The sequence below is a fragment of the Microbacterium hydrocarbonoxydans genome (genome assembly GCF_000956475.1).
Classification (GTDB): Bacteria; Actinomycetota; Actinomycetes; order Actinomycetales; family Microbacteriaceae; genus Microbacterium; species Microbacterium hydrocarbonoxydans_A.
On the sequence record NZ_JYJB01000009.1, the window covers coordinates 580,459 to 598,996 of the forward strand.

The 18,538-nt window shown below is 69.0% G+C and carries 17 protein-coding genes; 7 read left to right on the forward strand and 10 right to left on the reverse strand.

The features are described 5' to 3' along the window. Positions 1-70: 70 nt before the first annotated feature. Both RS84_RS11920 and RS84_RS11925 read right to left on the reverse strand, forming a co-directional pair. On the reverse strand, positions 71-2,071 hold the full coding sequence (locus RS84_RS11920) for a TPM domain-containing protein (protein ID WP_045257974.1): 2,001 nt from the start codon (positions 2,069-2,071) through the stop codon (positions 71-73). Positions 2,072-2,124: 53 nt separating this feature from the next. Further along, positions 2,125-2,799, reverse strand: coding sequence for a DNA alkylation repair protein (locus tag RS84_RS11925; RefSeq protein ID WP_045257975.1), 675 nt, complete (start codon positions 2,797-2,799; stop codon positions 2,125-2,127). Between the two features lie 129 nt (positions 2,800-2,928). Here RS84_RS11925 and RS84_RS11930 point away from each other — a divergent pair, with 129 nt between their 5' ends. Beyond that, a complete protein-coding gene (locus tag RS84_RS11930) occupies positions 2,929-3,354 on the forward strand; it encodes a YciI family protein (protein WP_045257976.1) in 426 nt (141 codons plus the stop codon). Position 3,355: 1 nt separating this feature from the next. Further along, a complete protein-coding gene (locus RS84_RS11935) occupies positions 3,356-4,648 on the forward strand; it encodes an RNA polymerase sigma factor (RefSeq protein ID WP_045257977.1) in 1,293 nt (430 codons plus the stop codon). A 61-nt stretch (positions 4,649-4,709) separates the two neighbouring features. On the opposite strand, the gene RS84_RS11940 is transcribed toward RS84_RS11935, so the two are convergent. Beyond that, positions 4,710-4,982, reverse strand: coding sequence for a GlsB/YeaQ/YmgE family stress response membrane protein (locus RS84_RS11940; protein WP_045257978.1), 273 nt, complete (start codon positions 4,980-4,982; stop codon positions 4,710-4,712). Between the two features lie 165 nt (positions 4,983-5,147). Beyond that, positions 5,148-6,068, reverse strand: a complete 921-nt coding sequence (locus RS84_RS11945) for a Bax inhibitor-1/YccA family membrane protein (protein ID WP_045257979.1) — start codon at positions 6,066-6,068, stop codon at positions 5,148-5,150. A gap of 87 nt (positions 6,069-6,155) precedes the next feature. Here RS84_RS11945 and RS84_RS11950 point away from each other — a divergent pair, with 87 nt between their 5' ends. Beyond that, positions 6,156-7,142, forward strand: coding sequence for a glycerophosphodiester phosphodiesterase family protein (locus tag RS84_RS11950; protein ID WP_045258153.1), 987 nt, complete (start codon positions 6,156-6,158; stop codon positions 7,140-7,142). A 3-nt stretch (positions 7,143-7,145) separates the two neighbouring features. Here the strand turns inward: RS84_RS11950 and RS84_RS11955 are convergent, their stop codons facing one another. Beyond that, positions 7,146-7,607, reverse strand: a complete 462-nt coding sequence (locus tag RS84_RS11955; protein ID WP_045257980.1) for a hemerythrin domain-containing protein — start codon at positions 7,605-7,607, stop codon at positions 7,146-7,148. A gap of 39 nt (positions 7,608-7,646) precedes the next feature. Then, on the reverse strand, positions 7,647-8,045 hold the full coding sequence (locus RS84_RS11960; RefSeq protein ID WP_045258154.1) for a YccF domain-containing protein: 399 nt from the start codon (positions 8,043-8,045) through the stop codon (positions 7,647-7,649). A gap of 96 nt (positions 8,046-8,141) precedes the next feature. Between RS84_RS11960 and RS84_RS11965 the strand changes: the two genes are divergently transcribed. The 3 genes from RS84_RS11965 to ligD all read left to right on the forward strand — a co-directional run bounded on the left by RS84_RS11965 (position 8,142) and on the right by ligD (position 12,928). Beyond that, entirely contained in the window at positions 8,142-10,598 is a 2,457-nt protein-coding gene (locus RS84_RS11965) for an ATP-dependent helicase (protein WP_045257981.1), read from the forward strand. Positions 10,599-10,676: 78 nt separating this feature from the next. Then, a complete protein-coding gene (locus RS84_RS11970) occupies positions 10,677-11,813 on the forward strand; it encodes an SseB family protein (protein WP_045257982.1) in 1,137 nt (378 codons plus the stop codon). A gap of 44 nt (positions 11,814-11,857) precedes the next feature. Then, positions 11,858-12,928, forward strand: coding sequence for a non-homologous end-joining DNA ligase (gene ligD / locus RS84_RS11975; RefSeq protein ID WP_045257983.1), 1,071 nt, complete (start codon positions 11,858-11,860; stop codon positions 12,926-12,928). Positions 12,929-12,931: 3 nt separating this feature from the next. Here the strand turns inward: ligD and RS84_RS11980 are convergent, their stop codons facing one another. Together RS84_RS11980 and RS84_RS11985 are read right to left on the reverse strand one after the other, a co-directional pair. Beyond that, positions 12,932-13,975, reverse strand: coding sequence for an ATP-dependent DNA ligase (locus RS84_RS11980; protein ID WP_045258155.1), 1,044 nt, complete (start codon positions 13,973-13,975; stop codon positions 12,932-12,934). A 184-nt stretch (positions 13,976-14,159) separates the two neighbouring features. Continuing rightward, a complete protein-coding gene (locus RS84_RS11985) occupies positions 14,160-15,608 on the reverse strand; it encodes a phytoene desaturase family protein (protein WP_045257984.1) in 1,449 nt (482 codons plus the stop codon). A 63-nt stretch (positions 15,609-15,671) separates the two neighbouring features. Between RS84_RS11985 and RS84_RS11990 the strand changes: the two genes are divergently transcribed. After that, positions 15,672-16,184 (forward strand): hypothetical protein, encoded by a 513-nt coding sequence (locus RS84_RS11990; protein ID WP_045257985.1) that lies wholly within the window; start codon positions 15,672-15,674, stop codon positions 16,182-16,184. A gap of 3 nt (positions 16,185-16,187) precedes the next feature. Here RS84_RS11990 and RS84_RS11995 read toward each other — a convergent pair whose 3' ends face one another. Beyond that, positions 16,188-17,423, reverse strand: coding sequence for an acyl-CoA dehydrogenase family protein (locus tag RS84_RS11995; protein WP_045257986.1), 1,236 nt, complete (start codon positions 17,421-17,423; stop codon positions 16,188-16,190). A gap of 336 nt (positions 17,424-17,759) precedes the next feature. Then, the gene (locus RS84_RS12000; protein ID WP_045257987.1) at positions 17,760-18,422 is read right to left on the reverse strand and encodes a TetR/AcrR family transcriptional regulator; all 663 of its coding nucleotides are present in this window, start codon (positions 18,420-18,422) and stop codon (positions 17,760-17,762) included. Positions 18,423-18,538: the final 116 nt, after the last annotated feature.

Consider the following 18,538-nt stretch of genomic DNA (forward strand, 5'->3'; position numbering starts at 1 on the left):
GGGCGCGGACTTCGGTCCGCGCCCTTCTGCGTGCGCGCCACGAGAGGATCTCGCCCGTCTGGGGCGGATGCTAGAAGCGGCGGCCTCCGGAGCGTCCGGACGAGCGGCTCCCGCCGCCGAACGAGCGCCCGCCGGAGCGGCTGCTGGAGCGGCTTCCGCCCGAAGACCAGCCGCCGGACGAGCGGGACCCGCCCCAGCCCGAGGAGCTGCCGCCGCCGCTGCTGCTCCCGTTGCCGAACGCGCCCGAGAGCGCACCGAGCGCCGCACCGCCGAGGACGAACAGCACGATGAGGCCCGGCTCTTCGCTCGCGACGCCCAGGCCGCCGAAGAATCCGACGGCGCCGCCGCTGAGGCCGCCGATCACGGCTTTGCCACCACGGCCCTCCTCGTCGGCATCCGCATACGACGTCGTCCGTCGCCACGACGAGTCCTCGTCGGAGGGGGAGTCGTACATGAGGGCATCGCTGCTCGCGGAGCGTGCCGGCCTGACGAACCGTGCGCGCTCTGGGGCAGCCGGAGCCGTGACCAGCGCCAGCACCTGCTGCGCCGCCGTGAGAGCGGCTTTCGCGTGGAGATCGCCGTTCTCGGTGCCCGCGGCCTCAACAGCCATGGCGAGCTGCCGCTGGGCGGAACTCAGACGCATCAGGGGGAACGACCCGACCTCGCCCGGACGCGCCTGCATCGACCTCTCCGCTGCCCGCATCGCCGCGGTCGCCTGCTCCAGGATCGATCCCGTGCCGGCGAGGGCAGGATCGACCGGCGGCGAAGCCGGGGCAGCATCCGTCTGCACCGCACTCGCCTCGGCGGCCTGCGGCGGACGTGCCGCGAGCGCATCGGCCTGTGCGTCGACGGCGTCATGCAGTTCCCTCGCCTCGGCGAGGAGCCGCTCGATCTCGTGCACGGCACGGGCCACAGCTCTGGGTCTGCGACCGCCGGCGGCCTTCGCCAGCGCGTCGAGCTGCTGGTCGGCCGCTCGCAGTCGCGCTTCGATCTCCTGCGCATTGTCCGCGACGCCGACGAGGTCGGCGGGCGGGAACGCGGCGGCGAGCGAGGCGAGACGATCGGCGGCTCCGCTCTGGAGAACCGCGGCCTGTGCTCGTGCCGATCTCAGTCGCGCGAGGTTCTCGGCCGCGCCGTCGGCGAGTGCGCGTAGAGAGGCGATCTCCTTCGTGCGCGCATCGAGTGCGGCGTCGATCTCCGTGCACAGCCGAAGGATGTCGTCGGTCCACGACCGCGTCTCCTGCGGCGTGTCCTCGTCGGCATCCTGCAGCTTCTCCAGAAGCTGAAAGCCCTGCTGCAGGCGGGTGCGGTTGTCCGTCAGCACGGCGGAGAACTCGGCTGTCGCCTCCTCACCGAACTCGGCGGTCACGAACCCGAGCTCCTGCTCGCTCGTGCGAACCGCCTCGTCGACCTGGACGAGCCGTTGGGCGGCGCGCTTCTTCTGGCCTTCGAGCGTCCGCAGCTCGGCGGCCAGCGCGGCACGACGACGAAGGTGCAGAACCAGTTGCGTGATCCCGAACACGATCAGCGCGAGGACCACCGCGCCGAGGACCCATACCCACCACGGCCACGGAACGGTCGAGAACTCGTCGGCGACGTAGTCGATGCCACCCGCCCAGTCGTCGTCCGCCAGGTAGTCCGACCCGAGGTGATCCTCGATCTCGAGGATCCTGGACTCGGAGAGCGGACCCGCCGCGACGCCGTCCCCGCCGTACTCGGCCGAGATGGCGAGGGCGCGCCCCTCGGTGGCGATCGCGAGCAGGTACTGATCGGGCGCGAGGTTGTTGCGAAGTGCCGTGGCATCCGCCCATGAGAGCGCGTTGTCAGGGCTGTCGAAGTCGGGCACCAGCACGACGAAGAGCTCCGGGAGGTCGGCGGCGGATGCCAGCTCGTCGAGTCGCTGCTCGAGCCGAGACTCATCCGCCTCGCTGAGCACGTCGGAGCGATCGCTGATGTGCCCCGCGTCGAGAGATGAGGGAGTCTCCGCGTTCGCCGCCGACCCCCAGGTGAGCCCGGCGAGGACAGCCATCATCCAGGCCGCCGTCGCAGCTCGCAGCATCCGGTTCCCCATCGCGCCCCCTCGCTCGGAATGCGGTTCCTGATCATCATGACACGGGTGGCTCTTCAGCCGAGGTGCTTCAGCGCCTCGCGTCTCGACAACCCGCTGAGCTCCGCCTCGTGCGCGCGCACGAAGGCGCGCACCCAGTCCGGGTCCGTCTTGGCGTACTCCCGCAGCGCCCAGCCGATCGCCTTGCGGATGAAGAAGTCGGTGTCCCGGATATTCGACTCGATCGCGATCGTGAGCAGCTCGCGGTCGGTCGCCTCCTTCCGGCGCAGCTGCGAGATGATGCTGACGCGCCTGATCCAGACGTCGTCGTCGGCGGTCCACCGCAGCATCAGCTGGGTGACTTCGAGCGGGTGCGCCTCGAGCACCTCGGTCACGCGCCCGGCCACCTCGTCGACGTGATCCCACCAGGCGCCGGTGCGGATCATCTCCTCGTGCAGATCGAGCATGTCCAGACGCGCTCTCAGGGGGCGCAGGCCGATCAAGGTCGTGGCGGCGTAGCGCTCCTCGCGATGCGTCGCCTCGCGCCACAGCAGCGTCGCGGCGAGCCGCAGCTCATCGGCGTCGTCGACCGCTCGCGCGCTCTGCGTCGTGAGACGCCGCGTGGTCGGCAGCGTCACCCCGAGGTACGGCATCGCGGACTTCATGTACGCCTGCTGACCGGGGGCGAGAGACGGATCGGCGGCATCGCGCAGGGCGAGGCGGATGCTGTCGACGAGTTCGGCCGCGGTCACGAAGCGAGTCTAGGGCGGGGTGCAGAAAGAATCTGAGAAGTTTTCCGTGCGGATGTCGATCGGCGGCATTCCCGTTCGACGTCTTCAATGAGAGGGTCGAATCACGGCCCACCGATCAAGGAGAACATCATGAAGTACATGCTCATCATGCGCGCGACCGACGAGGCTGTGGAGGCCTACAAGGAGACGCCGTTCGAGCAGGTCATCGAGGCCATGGGCAAGTACAACGAGTCCATGATCAAGGCGGGCGTACTCGCTGCAGGTGAGGGACTCACGGACGCCGCAGAGGGCTTCGTCGTCGACTTCAGCGCGGAGACGCCTCTCATCACCGACGGCCCCTACGGCGAGACCAAGGAGCTGTTCAACGGCTTCTGGATCATCGAGGTGTCCTCGCGTGAAGAGGCCGCCGAATGGGCGAGCCGTGCACCGCTCGGAAAGGGTTCGTTCCTCGAAGTGCGTCGGGTGACCGATGCGTCGGACTTCCCGGCCGACAACGAGTGGATCGAGAAGGAAGCCGGCTGGCGCGAGGAGCAGGCGCAGCGCGCCCAGCAGTGAGATGACCGACTCACCTCTCAGCGAGACGGCACGCTCCGCCCCCGACACGGGAGCTGCGGAGCGCGCCGTCGCCGCAGTCTGGCGCATCGAGTCGGCGAAGATCGTAGCGACGCTGACGCGGCTGGTCGGCGACTTCGGCCTCGCCGAGGACCTCGCTCAGGAGGCCCTGATCGATGCGCTGGCCCAGTGGCCCGTCGACGGTGTGCCGCGCAACGGCGCGGCCTGGCTCACAGCTGTCGCGAAGCGCAAGGCGATCGACGGCTGGCGTCGGAGAGAGCGCCTCGACGAGCGGATGGCGCTGCTCGCACATGATCTCGAGCGGGAGCAGGACGAGGCGGCCGATGCGCTGCCCTGGGATCCGGATGCCGTCGACGACGACGTGCTGCAGCTCATCTTCATCTCGTGCCACCCCGTGCTCTCGCGGGAGGCACAGGTGGCGCTCACCCTCCGTGTGGTCGGCGGCCTGTCAAGCGAGGAGATCGCGCGGGCTTTCCTCGTGCCCTCGGCGACCGTGCAGCAGCGGATCGTACGCGCCAAGAAGACACTGACCGCGGCGAACGTTCCGTTCGAGATGCCCGCGAAGCAAGAGCACGCAGCCCGCCTCGGCGCGGTTCTCGGGGTTCTGTACCTGATCTTCAACGAGGGGCACTCGGCGTCCAGCGGCACCGACTGGATGCGGCCGGAGCTCAGTCTCGAGGCCATCCGGCTGTGCCGCGTGCTCGCCGCGCTCATGCCACGCGAACGAGACGTGCACAGTCTGCTGGCGCTCATGGAGCTGACCGCGGCACGCTTCCCCGCACGAGTCGATGCGCACGGCGATCCGGTGCTGCTCGCCGACCAGGATCGCAGCCGCTGGGATCGCAGCCGCATCGCGCGCGGGCGCGCCGCCCTGGAGCGCGCGGATGAACTCGGGGGCGGCCGCAGCGCTTACGGCCTGCAGGCGGCGATCGCGGAGTGCCACGCGGTCGCGCCGTCGGTGGAGCAGACCGACTGGGAGCGCATCGTCGTGCTCTACGAGGCCCTGGGCCGCATCGCGCCCTCACCCGTCGTGGAACTCAATCGGGCGGCGGCGGTCGCGATGGCGACGGGTCCGGCATCCGCTCTGCTGATCATCGACGGGCTGCAGGCCTCTGGAGGCCTCCGCGGATATCACCTGCTGCCGGCGACCCGGGCAGAGCTGCTGCTGCGGCTGGGGCGCGAAGACGAGGCGCGCAGCGAATTCGCGGCTGCCGCCGCGCTGGCGGGCAACGAGCGCGAGCGGAAGCTGCTCGAGGCGAAAGCCGCCGGGAACTGAAAGACCCGCCCCCTTCGCACGCCGTGGCGTTCGAAGGGGACGGGCGTGATCGCGGCGTCGGTCAGTTGCGGACGCGGTCTCCGCGGCCGACGATCAGACCGTAGATCAGCAGCACGATGATCGAACCCACGATGGCGAGGAGCCACGTGCCGATGTCCCAGAACTCGGTGAGGGGACGGTTGAGGATCAGGCTGCCGAGCCATCCACCGAGCAGCGCGCCCACGACGCCGAGCAGAAGTGTGACGAACCACCCTCCGCCCTGACGGCCGGGAAGGATCAACTTCGCGATGGCCCCTGCGATGAGGCCAAGAAGAAGAAAGCCGAGAAAGCTCATGGTCAGCTCCTTAATGTCGGGAGCCCCGGGAATACCAGGGCGTCGTGGGAACCACTTTCCCGCATTCCGACGTTTCTTGCACACCCCCTTGCATCTGTCGCCCGGGTATGCCAAGAGGCCCGCCTCCTTCCGGAGGCGGGCCCCTTCGAGCGCGAAGCGCGGGCGTCAGTTGCTGCGGGCGATCGCGATCATGCGCAGGATCTCGACGTAGAGCCACACGACGGTGACCATGATGCCGAAGGCGCCGAGCCAACCGTACTTGCGCGGTGCGCCGTTGCGCACGCCCTGCTGGATCTGGTCGAAGTCCATCACGAGCGAGTACGCGGCCATGATCACGACGAGCACGCCGATGATGAGACCCCACGGGATTCCGAGCGGGCCGGGAGCGCCGTGCAGGCCAAATGCATCCTTGACCACGCCGGTCCACATGAGCACGACGTTCAGAAGGGAGAAGACGAGGTAGCCGCCCATGGCGATCAGGAACACCTTGGTGGCTCGCTTCGACACACGGACGAGGCCAGTGGCGAACAATGCCAGCGTCACGCCGACAACGGCGACAGTGGCGACAGTGGCCTGCATCACGATGCCGGGCCACAGCACCTCGAAGAACGCCGAGATGCCTCCGATGAACAGACCCTCGAACACGGCGTACGTGAAGATCAGCGCGGGGCGCACCTTCTTGCGCGAGGTGAACGAGACGACCATCGCGAGGACGAAGGCGCCGAGCCCGCCGACGATCCACGGCAGCATGTTCGGCGCGAATTGGTTGTAGGGATCGCGCTCAGGAGCGGCGACGCCGCCGAGCGTGAACACCCAGGCGATCGCGGCCGTGACGAGCATGATGCCGAAGAGCCCTGCCGTCTTCCACACGGTGTCTTCGACCGACATGCGGTCGGTCTCGATGGCGCCGGCCGGGGGAGCGGCGTACATGCCCTCCAGCTGCGCGTTGACGGTCGCGTCGATGCCGGCCTGCTGGAACGAGGCGGCCTGTGCACCCTGAGCCGCCTGCGGTGCGCCAGGGTAGGTCGCGACATTCCGCGGATCCTGCTGCTGGAACGCCGGATTGTTGAATGCGAAGTTGCTCATGGTGGGCCTCACTCCAAAGTGGTTGTAGGTCGCTTTCCTCCACGATACCCGGGAGGGGGACGGCCGGGGGTGTTCTACGCTGAGAGCGTGCCCAGGAAATCGCCGCTCGTGATCGGGCACCGGGGTGCGCCCGGTTACCGACCGGAGCACAGCCGCTCCTCCTATGAACTGGCGTTCGCCATGGGCGTTGACGCGGTCGAGCCCGACGTCGTCGCCACGAGAGACGGCGTCCTCGTGGTGCGCCACGAGAACGAGATCTCCGGCACGACCGACGTCGCCCGGCATCCGGAGTTCGCCGACCGCAAGACCACGAAGCGGGTCGACGGCCAGGCGCTGACCGGATGGTTCACCGAGGACTTCACCTGGGCCGAGCTCTCGACGCTCCGCTGCCGCGAGCGGCTTCCCGAGGTTCGCACCTCGAGCGCGACCTTCGACGACACTCAGCCGATCCTGCGCCTCACCGACCTGCTCGACCTCGTTCGCAAGAGCTCCGTCGAGCACGGGCGGGAGATCGGAGTCGTCCTCGAGGTCAAGCACGCCACGTACTTCGCATCGATCGGGCTCGAACTCGCTCCGCTCATCGCACGCGACCTCCGCGCCACAGGCTGGGCCGACGGCGAGCTGCCGCTGATCATCGAGAGCTTCGAGTCGACGGTCCTCGGCCGGCTCCGTGAGCAGCGGATCGCCGCGTCCTACGTGTACCTGATCGAGGCCGCGGGCCGGCCGTACGATCTGCTCGTGGCGCAGGGCAAGCAGGCTCTGTCGTACAAGGCGACCGTGAAGCCCGCGGGCCTGGACAGCCTGATCGGGCGCGTCGACGGCATCAGCGTGAGCAAGAAGATGCTGCTGGTGCCGGGCAACACGATCGTCGACGATGCGCACGCCCGGGGGCTCAAGGTGTTCACCTGGACGTGCCGTCCGGAGAACGGCTTCCTCTCGCCCGAGTTCCGGGCCGGAGGAGGCAAGGCCGCATACGGAGACTACGAATCGGAGTGGCGCGTGATCGCGGCGACCGGTGTCGACGGCGTCTTCGTCGACCAGCCCGATCTCGGGGTCGGCTTCTTCCGAGGCTGAGGCTCAGAGCGGGCCGAGCACCTCGTGCACATCCGCGTGGAGCGTGAGCGTGCGCAGCGGCTGCAGGATCTCGCGCTCCTCGAAGCGGAAATGCGACTCCATGATCGCGTTCACTCCGTCGAGATGCCCCTCGACGACCTCGGCATCCGCGCCGCTCTCCACGGCGCTGCGCAGCGCGCCCAGCAGATGCGAGAGCATCGAGTGGTCCTGCATGAGCTTGTCGATCTTGTCGCCCAGTTCGGGATGCTCGGCGCGCAGCGCCGGAAACAGGCTCTGGTCTTCGCTGCGATGGTGGCCGTCGAGCGCGGTGCAGAAGCCGATGCAGAACAGCGCCAGATCGGATGCCGCATTCGGCGCGTCGACGCCGGATTCCAGCGCTTGACGAGTCGCGGCCAGTGCGGCGCGGAGCCGGGTGTGCGCAGAGCGGAGTTCAGCGTCCCAGGCGATCAGGCGGTCGGCATTCATCCGGGCCAGTCTATTCGGTCGCCGATCGGCGCCCGAGGGTCAGGCGCTGCGGCCGAACACTCCGTCGCGGCTCGAGACGATCTCCTTGCCGAGTGGCATCAGCGACACCGGGATCAGCTTGAAGTCGGCGATGCCCATCGGGATGCCGATGATCGTGACGCACAGTGCGAGGCCCGAGACGATGTGCCCGATCGCCAGCCACCAGCCGGCGAGGATCACCCAGATCACGTTGCCGACGGCCGATCCGACGCCGGAGGTGGGCTTCTCGACCACCTCGCGGCCGAACGGCCAGATCGCGTAGCCGGCGATGCGGAACGAGGCGATCGCCCAGGGGATGGTGACGATGGGGATGCACAGCAGGATTCCTGCGAGGACGTAGCCGAACCAGAGCCCGAGGCCGGCGAAGATGAGCCAGATGATGTTGAGGATCGTGCGCACGATCAGATTCTCGCATCGGATGCCTGAGCGCGCGCCGTTCGAGCGCCCCAACGCGCTGTCCGCGGTGTCTGTGGCGACGCCTAGACTCGTAAGGCCATGACCGAAGCCCCCCTCATCGTCCCCGGATCCGTCGGCCCCCGCTCCACTGCAGAGCAGGGGCAGGACGACCTCCTCGCCGGCCTCAATCCGCAGCAGCTCGAGGCGGTGACCTATCGCGGTCCGGCTCTGCTCATCGTCGCGGGCGCGGGCTCGGGCAAGACCAGCGTGCTGACCAGGCGCATCGCCTCGCTGCTGCGCGCTCGGGAGGCCTGGCCCAGCCAGATCCTCGCCATCACCTTCACCAACAAGGCCGCGGGTGAGATGCGCGAGCGCGTCGAGCAGCTCGTCGGCGAGGCGGCCCGCGGCATGTGGATCTCGACCTTCCACTCGGCGTGCGTGCGGATCCTCCGGCGAGAGGCGGAGCAGTTCGGCTTCACGAAGTCCTTCACGATCTACGACTCGGGCGACTCCCGAGCCCTCATCAAGCGTCTGGTCAAGGAGCACGAGGCCGACGCCTACGGCCTCACTCCGGCATCGGTCCAGGGCCGCATCTCGAAGCTCAAGAACGAACTGTCCGACGCCGAGGCGTACGCGCGCCAGGCCAACATGTCCGACCCGGCGGAGCGGATCTTCGTCGAGCTGTTCGCCGACTACCAGCGCCAGCTGCAGAAGGCCAACGCCTTCGACTTCGACGATCTGATCGGTCAGACGGTCTACCTGTTCCGCGCGTTCCCCGAGGTCGCGAACACATATCGTCGTCGCTTCCGGCACATCCTGGTCGACGAGTATCAGGACACGAATCACGCGCAGTACGCGCTGATCCACGAGCTCACGCGACCGGCGTCCGGCGACGCGCCCGATCCGTATGCCTCGAACGGCATGATGATCTTCGAACCCGAGACCACTCCCGAGCTCGCGGGCGCCTCGCTCACAGTCGTCGGCGATTCGGATCAGTCGATCTACGCCTTCCGCGGCGCCGACATCCGCAACATCAGCGAATTCGAACGCGACTTCCCCGGGGCTCGCGTCGTGCTGCTCGAGCAGAACTACCGTTCGACCCAGAACATCCTGTCGGCCGCCAACGCCGTGATCGGCAACAACTTCGACCGCAAGGACAAGAAGCTCTGGAGCGACAAGGGCGACGGCGACAAGATCATCGGGTTCACCGGCTACTCGCAGCACGACGAGGCCCAGTTCGTGGCCGACGAGATCGAGTCGCTCCGTCGCGCCGGATACCCCTATTCCGAGATGGCCGTGTTCTACCGCACCAACTCGCAGTCGCGCGCGCTGGAGGAGATCTTCATCCGCTCGGCGGTGCCCTACAAGATCATGGGCGGCACCAAGTTCTACGAGCGCGCCGAGATCAAAGACGCGCTGGCGTATCTCGTGGCCGTGGCGAACCCGGCCGACGAGATGGCCGTTCGACGCATCCTCAACAAGCCGCGCCGCGGCATCGGCGACGTCAGCGAGACGGCGATCGCCCGCTTCGCGGAAGAGCACGGCATCACGTTCCGGCAGGCGCTGTCGGTGCCCGGTGAGCTCGGCTTCGGTCCCAAGATCCAGGCGGCGATCGCACAGCTCGACGCGGTGCTCGCGGAGGCCACGGAGATCATGCTGCCGGCATCCGGCGAGCTGCCGCCGCCGAGCTCGGTCGCCGACGGGCTCGTCGTGCTGCTCTCGAAGAGCGGCTACCTCGACGCGCTTCGCGCCAGCCGCGATCCGCAGGACGAAGCCCGCGTCGAGAACCTCGACGAGTTCGTCGCGGTCGCCCGCGACTTCGCACGCAACAACCCCGAGGGCACGATCGTCGACTTCCTCACCGAGGTCGCGCTGGTCTCCGACGCCGACGACCTCGACGACGAGTCGGGTTCGGTGTCGCTCATGACGATGCACACCGCGAAGGGCCTCGAGTACGACGCGGTGTTCGTCACCGGCGTCGAGGAAGACCTGATCCCGCACCGCATCTCCGCGGGGGAGCCCGGGGGCCCGCAGGAGGAGCGACGGCTCTTCTACGTCGGAATCACCCGCGCGCGCAAGCGCCTGCACCTGTCGCTCGCGATGACGCGCGCGCAGTTCGGCGAGGTGACGGTCGCGATGCCCAGCCGCTTCCTGCAGGAGATCCCGGCCGGGCTGATCGACTGGCGTCAGTCGCCGGGAGACGTGAACTCGCGCGGCGGCATGCAGTCGCGCGCGCTCAACGCACGACGAGCCGGGGGGTTCGGAGGCAGCGCGAGCTCGGGCGATCGCTTCGCGGTCAAGCCGCTGCCCGGACGCGACCAGCTGAAGCCTCTCTCGACAGCCATGGACAAGTTCCCGAACCGGGTCACGGCGAAGATGCGCGACAACGGAGACCTCGAGCTCGCCCCGGGCGATCGCATCCGCCACACCGACTTCGGCGACGGGCGAGTGGATGCCGTGACGGGCGAGGGCGCGAAGCGCATCGCGCACGTGCGGTTCGACTCTGCGGGGCAGAAGAAGCTGCTGATCAAGGTCGCGCCGATCGAGAAGATCTGAGTCCGGCGCGACGGCACGCCGCACGCTCCCGCATCATGCGGCGCTGACGTTCACCGCCGCCGGTTAGGCTGGCACATTATGGCTCTGTTCTCCCGCCGCAAGAAGTCCGCAGACACCGCTGTCCCGGCATCCGACGTCGCCGAATCCGAGGTCGCCGACTCCGACGTCGAGGTGCCGGAGTCGGATTCCGCCGTCGAGGTCGAACAGGCGCCGACCATCGGCATCTCGGTGCAGGCGTTCCGCGGCGTCGGCGCTCAGGCCGGGCCCGAGGTCTCGCTCGACCAGCCTGAGCAGGCGAGCGCTCCCGCAGCATCCGCCCCCGCACCGGCTGCGCCCGCACAGGCCGCGCCTGTCCAGAGCGCGGCCGCCGAGCAGCGCCGGCTTCCGCTGGCGCCGCCCATGCCGCCCGAGCAGACCGAGACCGTGCCCGGCATGAAGGACAACGTCCTGCTGCGCGAAGCTCTCACGCAGATCGAGGCCGGCGCCTCGAACGACCAGCTGCTCGGCGTCATGCGCCAGGCACTGCAGGGGCACCTGTACATCCGCGTCAACGGCGATGCCCGTGCGCAGATCGCCGAGGGAAAGCCCCTGTCAGTCGCGGTGGTGCGTGACGGAGACCGCCAGTTCATGCTCGCGTTCAGCTCGGCAGCCGCCGTGCGCGACTCGGTGCAGCTCGAGAAGGACCCTTCCGCGACGTCCGCCGTCGCGCAGCCGGTCACTTCCGTCATGCAGCAGGTCGTCGCCGGAGACTTCGCGGGACTCATCGTCGACAACGCCTCGGCTCCGCACCGCGTCGTCTTCCCGACTGAGCTCCTGCAGAAGGCGCTCGAGCAGGGCGACGCCGAGATGAAGGTCAAGTCGCTTCTGGCCGCGCCCCGCGAGCAGGACACGGCAGTCAAGGTGGGCGAGGCGCTCGCCGCCAAGCGGATGTGGGTCGCGGTGAACGACGGCGCCGAGGGGGCCCCTGTCGGCATCGCCGAGGCGCAGACCCCCGACGGCAAGAGGTTCCTGCAGCTGTTCTCGCATCCGCTCGAGGTCATCGCCCTGGGACGCGGCGACCGGCCGCTCCCGTTCGAGCCTGCACAGCTGGCCAGCGTGCTCGCAGGTCACGCCGAGATGGCCGGTGTGATCATCGACCCGGCGGGTCCGACCCTGGTCGTGGAGCGCGACGCGCTCGCGCCCGTGCTCGAGCTGGCTGTCGACTCCGCGGAGTGAGCGCGGGGGTTCCGTGCGTCGGATGCTGCCTCTAGGGTCGAGTCATGGCCTCAGAGCGCATCACCCTGACCATCGCCGATCCTGACGGAGAGCGCGAGGTCGCGCTCTCGAGCCCGAACAAGGTCATCTGGCCGAAGCTCGGCATCACCAAGGCCGAGCTCGTCGAGTACTTCCAGGCGGTGAGCGGGCCGTTCCTCGAGGCGAACGGCAACAGGCCGGTGTCGCTGGAGAGATTCCGCAACGGCGTCGGTCCTGCGAAGGGACAGGGAGCCCAGGGGTTCTTCTCGAAGAACCCGCCCGCCGGCACACCGGACTTCGTCGACGCGGTGATGGTGACGTACAACAGCGGGCGACAGCATCCGCAGATCGTGCTCAACCGCCCGAGCGCTCTGGTCTGGGCGGCGCAGATGAACACGATCGTCTTCCACCCGTGGGCGTCGCTCGCGACCGATCCCGACAACCCCGTCGAGCTGCGCATCGACCTCGATCCGCAGCCGGGCACCGACTTCTCCGACGCGGTGCCCGCAGCGCACGCCCTGCGAGACGTGCTGCACGAGGCCGGGCTCGAGGCGTTCGTGAAGACCAGCGGCAACAGGGGCCTGCACGTGTTCGCTCCGATCGTGCCGGCGCACGAATTCCTCGACGTCCGCCACGCGGTGATCGCCGCCGGCCGTGAACTCGAACGGCGGATGCCGGATCGGGTCACGACCAACTGGTGGAAGGAGGAGCGCGGCGAGCGCATCTTCGTCGATTTCAACCAGGCGAACCGCGACCGCACGATGGCGGGCGCCTACAGCCCCCGCGCTCTGCCGGGGGCGACGGTCGCGACGCCCGTGCACTGGGAAGAGCTCGATGGGCTCGACCCGGCGCAGTTCACGGTGCGCAGCGTTCCGAAGCGGCTCGGCGAGGTCGGCGACCCATGGGCGGGCAAGCAGGATGCCCCCGGCCGCATCGACACGCTGCTGGAGTGGTGGGAGCGCGACAAGGCGAACGGCCTGGGCGAGCTTCCCTTCCCGCCGGAGTTCCCGAAGATGCCCGGTGAGCCGCCTCGCGTGCAGCCCAGCAAGAAGGTCGCCGCCAATTGGGACGAGAACGGCGACCCTGTCGGGGACTGAGCGTCAGCTGAGCACGTCGGCGAGGTCGTAGCCCGTGACAGTGTCGAGCTGCTCGTAGGTGCACGATCGCGCGTCACGGTCGGGCCGCCATCTCTCGAACTGCACGGTGTGCCGGAAGCGTGCGCCCTCGAGCTGGTCGTAGCGCACCTCGAGCACGCGCTCGGGGTGCAGTCGAACGAACGAGACATCCTTCGAGCCGCTGAACCGAGAGCGCTCGCCCTCGCCGGTCACAGCCTCTCCGGAAGCATCCCGCTCGACGAGCGGTGCGAGCTCCTCGACGAGCTCCTGGCGGCGCGCATCGCTCCAGGCCGCGACCCCGCCGACCTGACGCAGCGCGCCGTCGGAGTCGTACAGCCCGACCAGCAGCGATCCGACGCCCGAACCCGACTTGTGGATCCGATATCCGAGGGCGACGACGTCGGCCGTTCGGGCGTGCTTGATCTTGATGAGCGTGCGCTTGTTGGGAGCGTACGGCTGGTCGAGCGGCTTCGCGACGACGCCGTCGAGACCCGCCCCTTCGAACTCGGCGAGCCAGCGGACGGCGGCATCGCGGTCGCGTGTGGTGCGGGTGATGTGCAGCGGATGCCCGACACCCGCCATCAGGCGCTCAAGGCGCTCGCGACGCTCGGCGAACGGCGCGGCCTGCAGATCGTCGTCGCCCTGGGCGAGCAGATCGAAAGCGACGAACATGGCGGGGGTCTCGACGGCTAGTTTCGCGACGCGAGTCGCCGCCGGGTGGATGCGCTGGCTGAGGGCCTCCCAGTCGAGACGCTGAGCGCCCTCCGGCCCTGTCGCGACGACGATCTCGCCGTCGAGCAGGCACGGGCCGGGCAGCAGGCGGGGGATGGCTTCCACGAGCTCGGGGAAGTAGCGCGTGAGCGGTTTGGCCCCTCGCGACCCGATCTCGACGTTCTCGCCGTCCCAGGCTATGAGCCCGCGGAAGCCGTCCCATTTGGGTTCGAACAGCAGTCCACCGCTCGTCTTCGCCGGGTCGGGGACGGATGCTGCGGCCTTCGCGAGCATCGGAGCGGGGATGTCGTAGTGCATGACGTCCATCTTGGCGACATCTGGGCGCTCACGACAGCAGAATCGTGCGGGGCCGTGTTCATAACTCAGGAACTCCGGTGGCCGCGCCACGCTGGTGGGCCGAGATCACGGGGGAGTCGGCGTCAGGAGGGGGCGGTCTTCCTGAATTGTGAACAGCGCCGAGGATCGAGACCCGGGTGGCGGCTCAGAACAGGTCGCCGAGAGTCGCCGGACGCCCGGCGTCGGCGAGAGCCGTACGCGCCGCGTGCCATCCGGCCATGCCGTTCACACCGGGCCCCGGCGGAGTCGACGCCGAAGCGAGGTACACCCCGCGCATGGGGGTCCGCCACGGCTTCGTCCCCAGCACGGGGCGTCGCAGCGCCTGGGGAATGGTGAACGCGCCTCCGAGGATGTCGCCGCCGATCTCGGAGGGGTTGATCGCCTCACGAGAGGACGCAGGCACCGCATGCGTCGCGAGGATCCTGTCGCGGAAGCCGGGGGCGAAGCGCTCGACCTGCTGCGTGATGAGCTCGGTCGCGTCGAGGTCGGAGCCCTGAGGCACGTGGATGTACGCCCACAGCACGGCCTTGCCCTCGGGCGCGCGGGTGGGATCGAAGACCGATGGCTGCACCGTCAGGACATACGGGCGCTCGCTCACGCGGCCTGCGGCGACGGCGTTCTCGCTCTCCCAGATCTCGGCCTGCGTGCCGCCGACATGCACGGTCGGGGACTGCGCGACGTCGTGGTTCGTCCACGGGATGGGTCCGTCGAGCGCGAAGTCGACCTTCGCCGCTGCCGGTCCGTACCGGTATGCGCGCAGCGCCCGCGCGTACCGGGCGGGGATGTCGGGGTGCGTGAGCGCGAGACGGGGAGACGTGTTCAGCAGCAGCACGTCACCACGCGCGGCGTCGCCCCAGTCGAGGGAGCCGAGGTCCGTGATGTGCGCGCCGGTCTCGACCGAACCGCCGTGAGCCTCGAGATCGGCGACCATCGTGTCCGCGATGCGCTGCGCGCCGCCGCGGGGGTACATCCATCCTCCTGCGTGCGCCTGCGCCGCCAGGAGGAGGCCGGCGGCGGCGCCCGCGAGCGAGGGCAGCGGCGTATTGGCGTGTGCGAGCACCCCGGAGATCAGACTCGACGCCTCCTCGGTGCGGAAGGTCGTCTTGGCGAGCGGCGTGCCCTCCTGCAGCATCCGCATCGCGAATCGGATCGCGGTGACGGGCTCGTGGGGGATGCGCAGCATCTGGTTGCCGGTGAAGTCGACGACGCCGTCTATGTGGCGGCTCAGCGGGCGCAGCAGCGACAGCCATGCCTTCCCGTCTTCGCCCATGCCGGATGCCGCGCGCTCGATGTCGCGCCAGGCGATGCCGGCGCGACCGCCGTCGAGCGGGTGCGCGTAGGAGATCTCGGGCACGATCCAGTCGATGCGCTCGGCGAGGCCGAAGGCTTGGAAGAACGGCGAGGCGAGGGCCGCGGGATGCGCCGCCGAGCAGACGTCGTGCAGGAACCCGGGGAGCGTCGATTCGGCCGTGCGCACGCCGCCGCCGATCGTCTCGGCAGCCTCGAGCACCCGCACCTCGTAGCCGGCGCGTGCGAGTGACACGGCGGCGGCGAGCCCGTTCGGACCGGAGCCGATGATCGTCGCGCGCGTCATGCCCCCAGTCTTCCACGACGGAGGCGGTGTTCGCGCTGCCCCCGAGGTGAGATCATTGAGGTGATGAATGAAGTACAGGGACCCACACCGACCGGCACCTCCCGTCCGTATCGATCGCTCACGGAGGCGCTTCGCGCCCACCGCATCGCCCTGGAGAACTACGAGTTCATCACCGCGGTCACGGATGCCGTCGGCATCTCGAGCTACATCGATCGCGGACGCTACATCGAAGCGATCCGCCGAGGTGAGGGTGCAGCCTTGCACATCGGGCGCACCTACACCAACGGCTTCGCGGAAGACGAGGTCATCTCGATCGGCTCGACGCCGCTGCGGCTGCAGCCGAGCGAGGGGCGCGCGCCGTACTTCTACGTCACGCACCCGAGCGAGTACCCGCCCGTGGCGACCACCGCCCGTTCGCGACGGCCGAGCACGCCTCGGGCGCCCAAGGTGCCGGGGTCGAGCGCCTCACAGGCCACCGCCTCGGCGCGCAACGCCAAGCCGATCGAGCGCGATTACGGCGTGTGCGACGTGTGCTTCATGGTGAAGACGGCAGCGGGCGGCTGCGGCTGCGACTGACGCTCAGGCGAACGCGCTCATCCCGGTGATGTCACGGCCGAGCAGCAGCGCCTGCACGCTCTCGGTGCCTTCGTAGGTGTGGATCGCCTCGATGTCGGCCAGGTGCTGCATCACCCCGTTCTCGAGCAGGATGCCGTTGCCGCCGAGCAGATCCCGTGCGGTCGACGCGATACGGCGGGCCGCGCGCGTGTTGTGGAACTTCGCCAGAGACGCCTGCGTCGGACGCAGCTCGCCGGCCGCCTCGAGGTCGGCGAGGCGACGGCAGTACAGTTGCATCGCGGTGAGATCCTCGAGCATGTGCGTCAGACGCTCCTGAACCATCTGGAACTTCGCCAGCGGCTTGCCGAACTGCACGCGCTTCGTGGCATAGGCGAGCGCCGCCTCGTAGCAGGCGGTCGCGTGGCCGAGCGCCGACCACGCGACGCCCGAGCGCGTCGCGTAGAGCACCGTCGAGGCATCCTTGAAGCTGTGCGTGCCGGGGAGGACGGCGTCCAGCGGCACCCGCACGTCGTCGAGGACGATGTGCGCCTGATGGATGGCGCGCAGCGAGGCCTTGCCGCGGATCGGAGTGCCCGTATAGCCGGGAGCGCTCTGCTCCACGAGGAAGCATCGCACCGCCCCGTTCTCGGGTGCGCTCTCGTCGTCGACACGCGCCCACACGAACGTGATGCCCCCGGAGGCGCCGTTGCCGATCCACTTCTTCGCGCCGCGGATGACCCACTGCTCGCCGTCGCGGCGGGCCACGGTCTCGAGTGAGACCGAGTCGGATCCGTGGTCGGGCTCGGTGAGCGCGAAGGAGCCGAAGACCGAGCCGTCGGCGAGGGCGGTGAGCCACTTCTCCTGCTGAGCATCCGATCCGAAGAGGGCGAGCGTGCGCAGAGCGAGCCCGCCCTGCACAGCGAGCACGGTGCCGAGCGAGCCGTCGCCGCGCGAGATCTCCATGTTCACCAGGCCGGCGGCCAGAGGCGAGAGCCGGGTGAGCGACGGGTGCTGGATGCCGTCGACCACGAGGTCCATCTCGCCCATGCGCCGTGCGATGTCGAGCGGGTACTCGCCGCGGTCCCAGGCATCCGCCATCCGCGGGCCGACCTCGTCGATGTACGCCTTGGCGCGGTCCCAGGCCTCTCGGTCCGCGGCGGAGATGTCGGCGAAGACCGCGTAGTAATCGCTGTCCTGCCGGCCGGTGACGTCGTACGACGAGACGCGCTCGCCGGGGAAGGGGGTGGCAGCAGTGCTCATGGGGGCTCCTTCGTGGCACTAAGTATCGTACAGCTCGGTACTCGGTTTCACGATCCCGGGTGCGCGGTATCCTCTCGTCGCCGCGGAAGGGCCGGGCGTCGCGGAGGACCGTCGGCTCCTCGGGGGCGGAGCGTCCCCTGCTCGGTGCGAAAAGTCGGAGGTCGGGGGCGACGCGCCGACGCGCGCACCGATCGCTCGGCGTGTCGCGGTGAGACTCCGACTTTTCGTGACAGCGGAGGCCGCGGCACCCGGGAACGGGGCCGGGGGTGCAGCGAGGCGGGCGGGGCCGCGCGTGCGACGGCGGATGCCGGGCGGAGGTGCCGGAAGGCGTTGAGCTCAGTCGAGCTGGGTGCGCAGACGGCGAGTGATCTCGGCGATCGGCATCGACCGCGGGAAGACCGCGACGACGACGTCGTCGGGAGCCTCTGCCGGTGTCTCGGCAAGCACGCCGTATCGGCGGCGCACATCGGTCAGCGCCGACTGCAGCGTGGACAGCGGGATCTTCTTCTTGCCCCGCAGCAGCTGGCGCAGAACATGATTGTGCACCGCGGTCACGAGCGCGGCGAAGCCGACGGCGTCCAATGGATCGATGCCGGGCAGCGAGGCGCGCAGGTACTCGTCGAACAGCCGCTCGTAGCGGAACACCGTGATGATCTCACGCTCGCGCAGCACGGGCACCTGCCGCACGATCTGATAGCGGCGGCGAGCGAGCTCGGGGTCGTGCGCGAAATAGGAGTAGACGGACTCGGATGCCGCGCACACGGCTCCCCAGGGATCGTCGTGCCCTTCCGCGAGGAACTCGCGCAGCTGCTCGATCAGCACCTCGTGATCCGCGAAGACCACATCCTCCTTGCCGCCGAACTGCCGGAAGAAGGTCGATCGCGAGACACCGGCCGCCTTGGCGATCTGTTCCACCGATGTCTGATCGAAGCCCTGGCTCTGGAACAGTTCGAGCGCTGCGGCGACGACGGCGGAGCGCGGCGATGCGGATTCGTGCATGAGAAGAGCCTAGAACGTCGGTGCCGCGAGATGACGGCGAGTGTCGTCACTGCCGTGCCGTCGGCGCCTGCTCTCCTCAAGGGGCGGTCACCAGGGGGTAGTAAGCTGGGGGACTG

Excerpts from the sequence above, each read along its gene's own strand:
- RS84_RS11920 (WP_045257974.1), bottom strand. The coding sequence starts at position 2,071 with ATGGGGAACCGGATGCTGCGAGCTGCGACGGCGGCCTGGATGATGGCT.
- RS84_RS11930 (WP_045257976.1), top strand. The coding sequence starts at position 2,929 with ATGAAGTACATGCTCATCATGCGCGCGACCGACGAGGCTGTGGAGGCC.
- RS84_RS11935 (WP_045257977.1), top strand. The coding sequence starts at position 3,356 with ATGACCGACTCACCTCTCAGCGAGACGGCACGCTCCGCCCCCGACACG.
- RS84_RS11940 (WP_045257978.1), bottom strand. The coding sequence starts at position 4,982 with ATGAGCTTTCTCGGCTTTCTTCTTCTTGGCCTCATCGCAGGGGCCATC.
- RS84_RS11945 (WP_045257979.1), bottom strand. The coding sequence starts at position 6,068 with ATGAGCAACTTCGCATTCAACAATCCGGCGTTCCAGCAGCAGGATCCG.
- RS84_RS11955 (WP_045257980.1), bottom strand. The coding sequence starts at position 7,607 with ATGAATGCCGACCGCCTGATCGCCTGGGACGCTGAACTCCGCTCTGCG.
- RS84_RS11965 (WP_045257981.1), top strand. The coding sequence starts at position 8,142 with ATGACCGAAGCCCCCCTCATCGTCCCCGGATCCGTCGGCCCCCGCTCC.
- RS84_RS11970 (WP_045257982.1), top strand. The coding sequence starts at position 10,677 with ATGGCTCTGTTCTCCCGCCGCAAGAAGTCCGCAGACACCGCTGTCCCG.
- ligD (WP_045257983.1), top strand. The coding sequence starts at position 11,858 with ATGGCCTCAGAGCGCATCACCCTGACCATCGCCGATCCTGACGGAGAG.
- RS84_RS11980 (WP_045258155.1), bottom strand. The coding sequence starts at position 13,975 with ATGCACTACGACATCCCCGCTCCGATGCTCGCGAAGGCCGCAGCATCC.
- RS84_RS11985 (WP_045257984.1), bottom strand. The coding sequence starts at position 15,608 with ATGACGCGCGCGACGATCATCGGCTCCGGTCCGAACGGGCTCGCCGCC.
- RS84_RS11990 (WP_045257985.1), top strand. The coding sequence starts at position 15,672 with ATGAATGAAGTACAGGGACCCACACCGACCGGCACCTCCCGTCCGTAT.
- RS84_RS11995 (WP_045257986.1), bottom strand. The coding sequence starts at position 17,423 with ATGAGCACTGCTGCCACCCCCTTCCCCGGCGAGCGCGTCTCGTCGTAC.
- RS84_RS12000 (WP_045257987.1), bottom strand. The coding sequence starts at position 18,422 with ATGCACGAATCCGCATCGCCGCGCTCCGCCGTCGTCGCCGCAGCGCTC.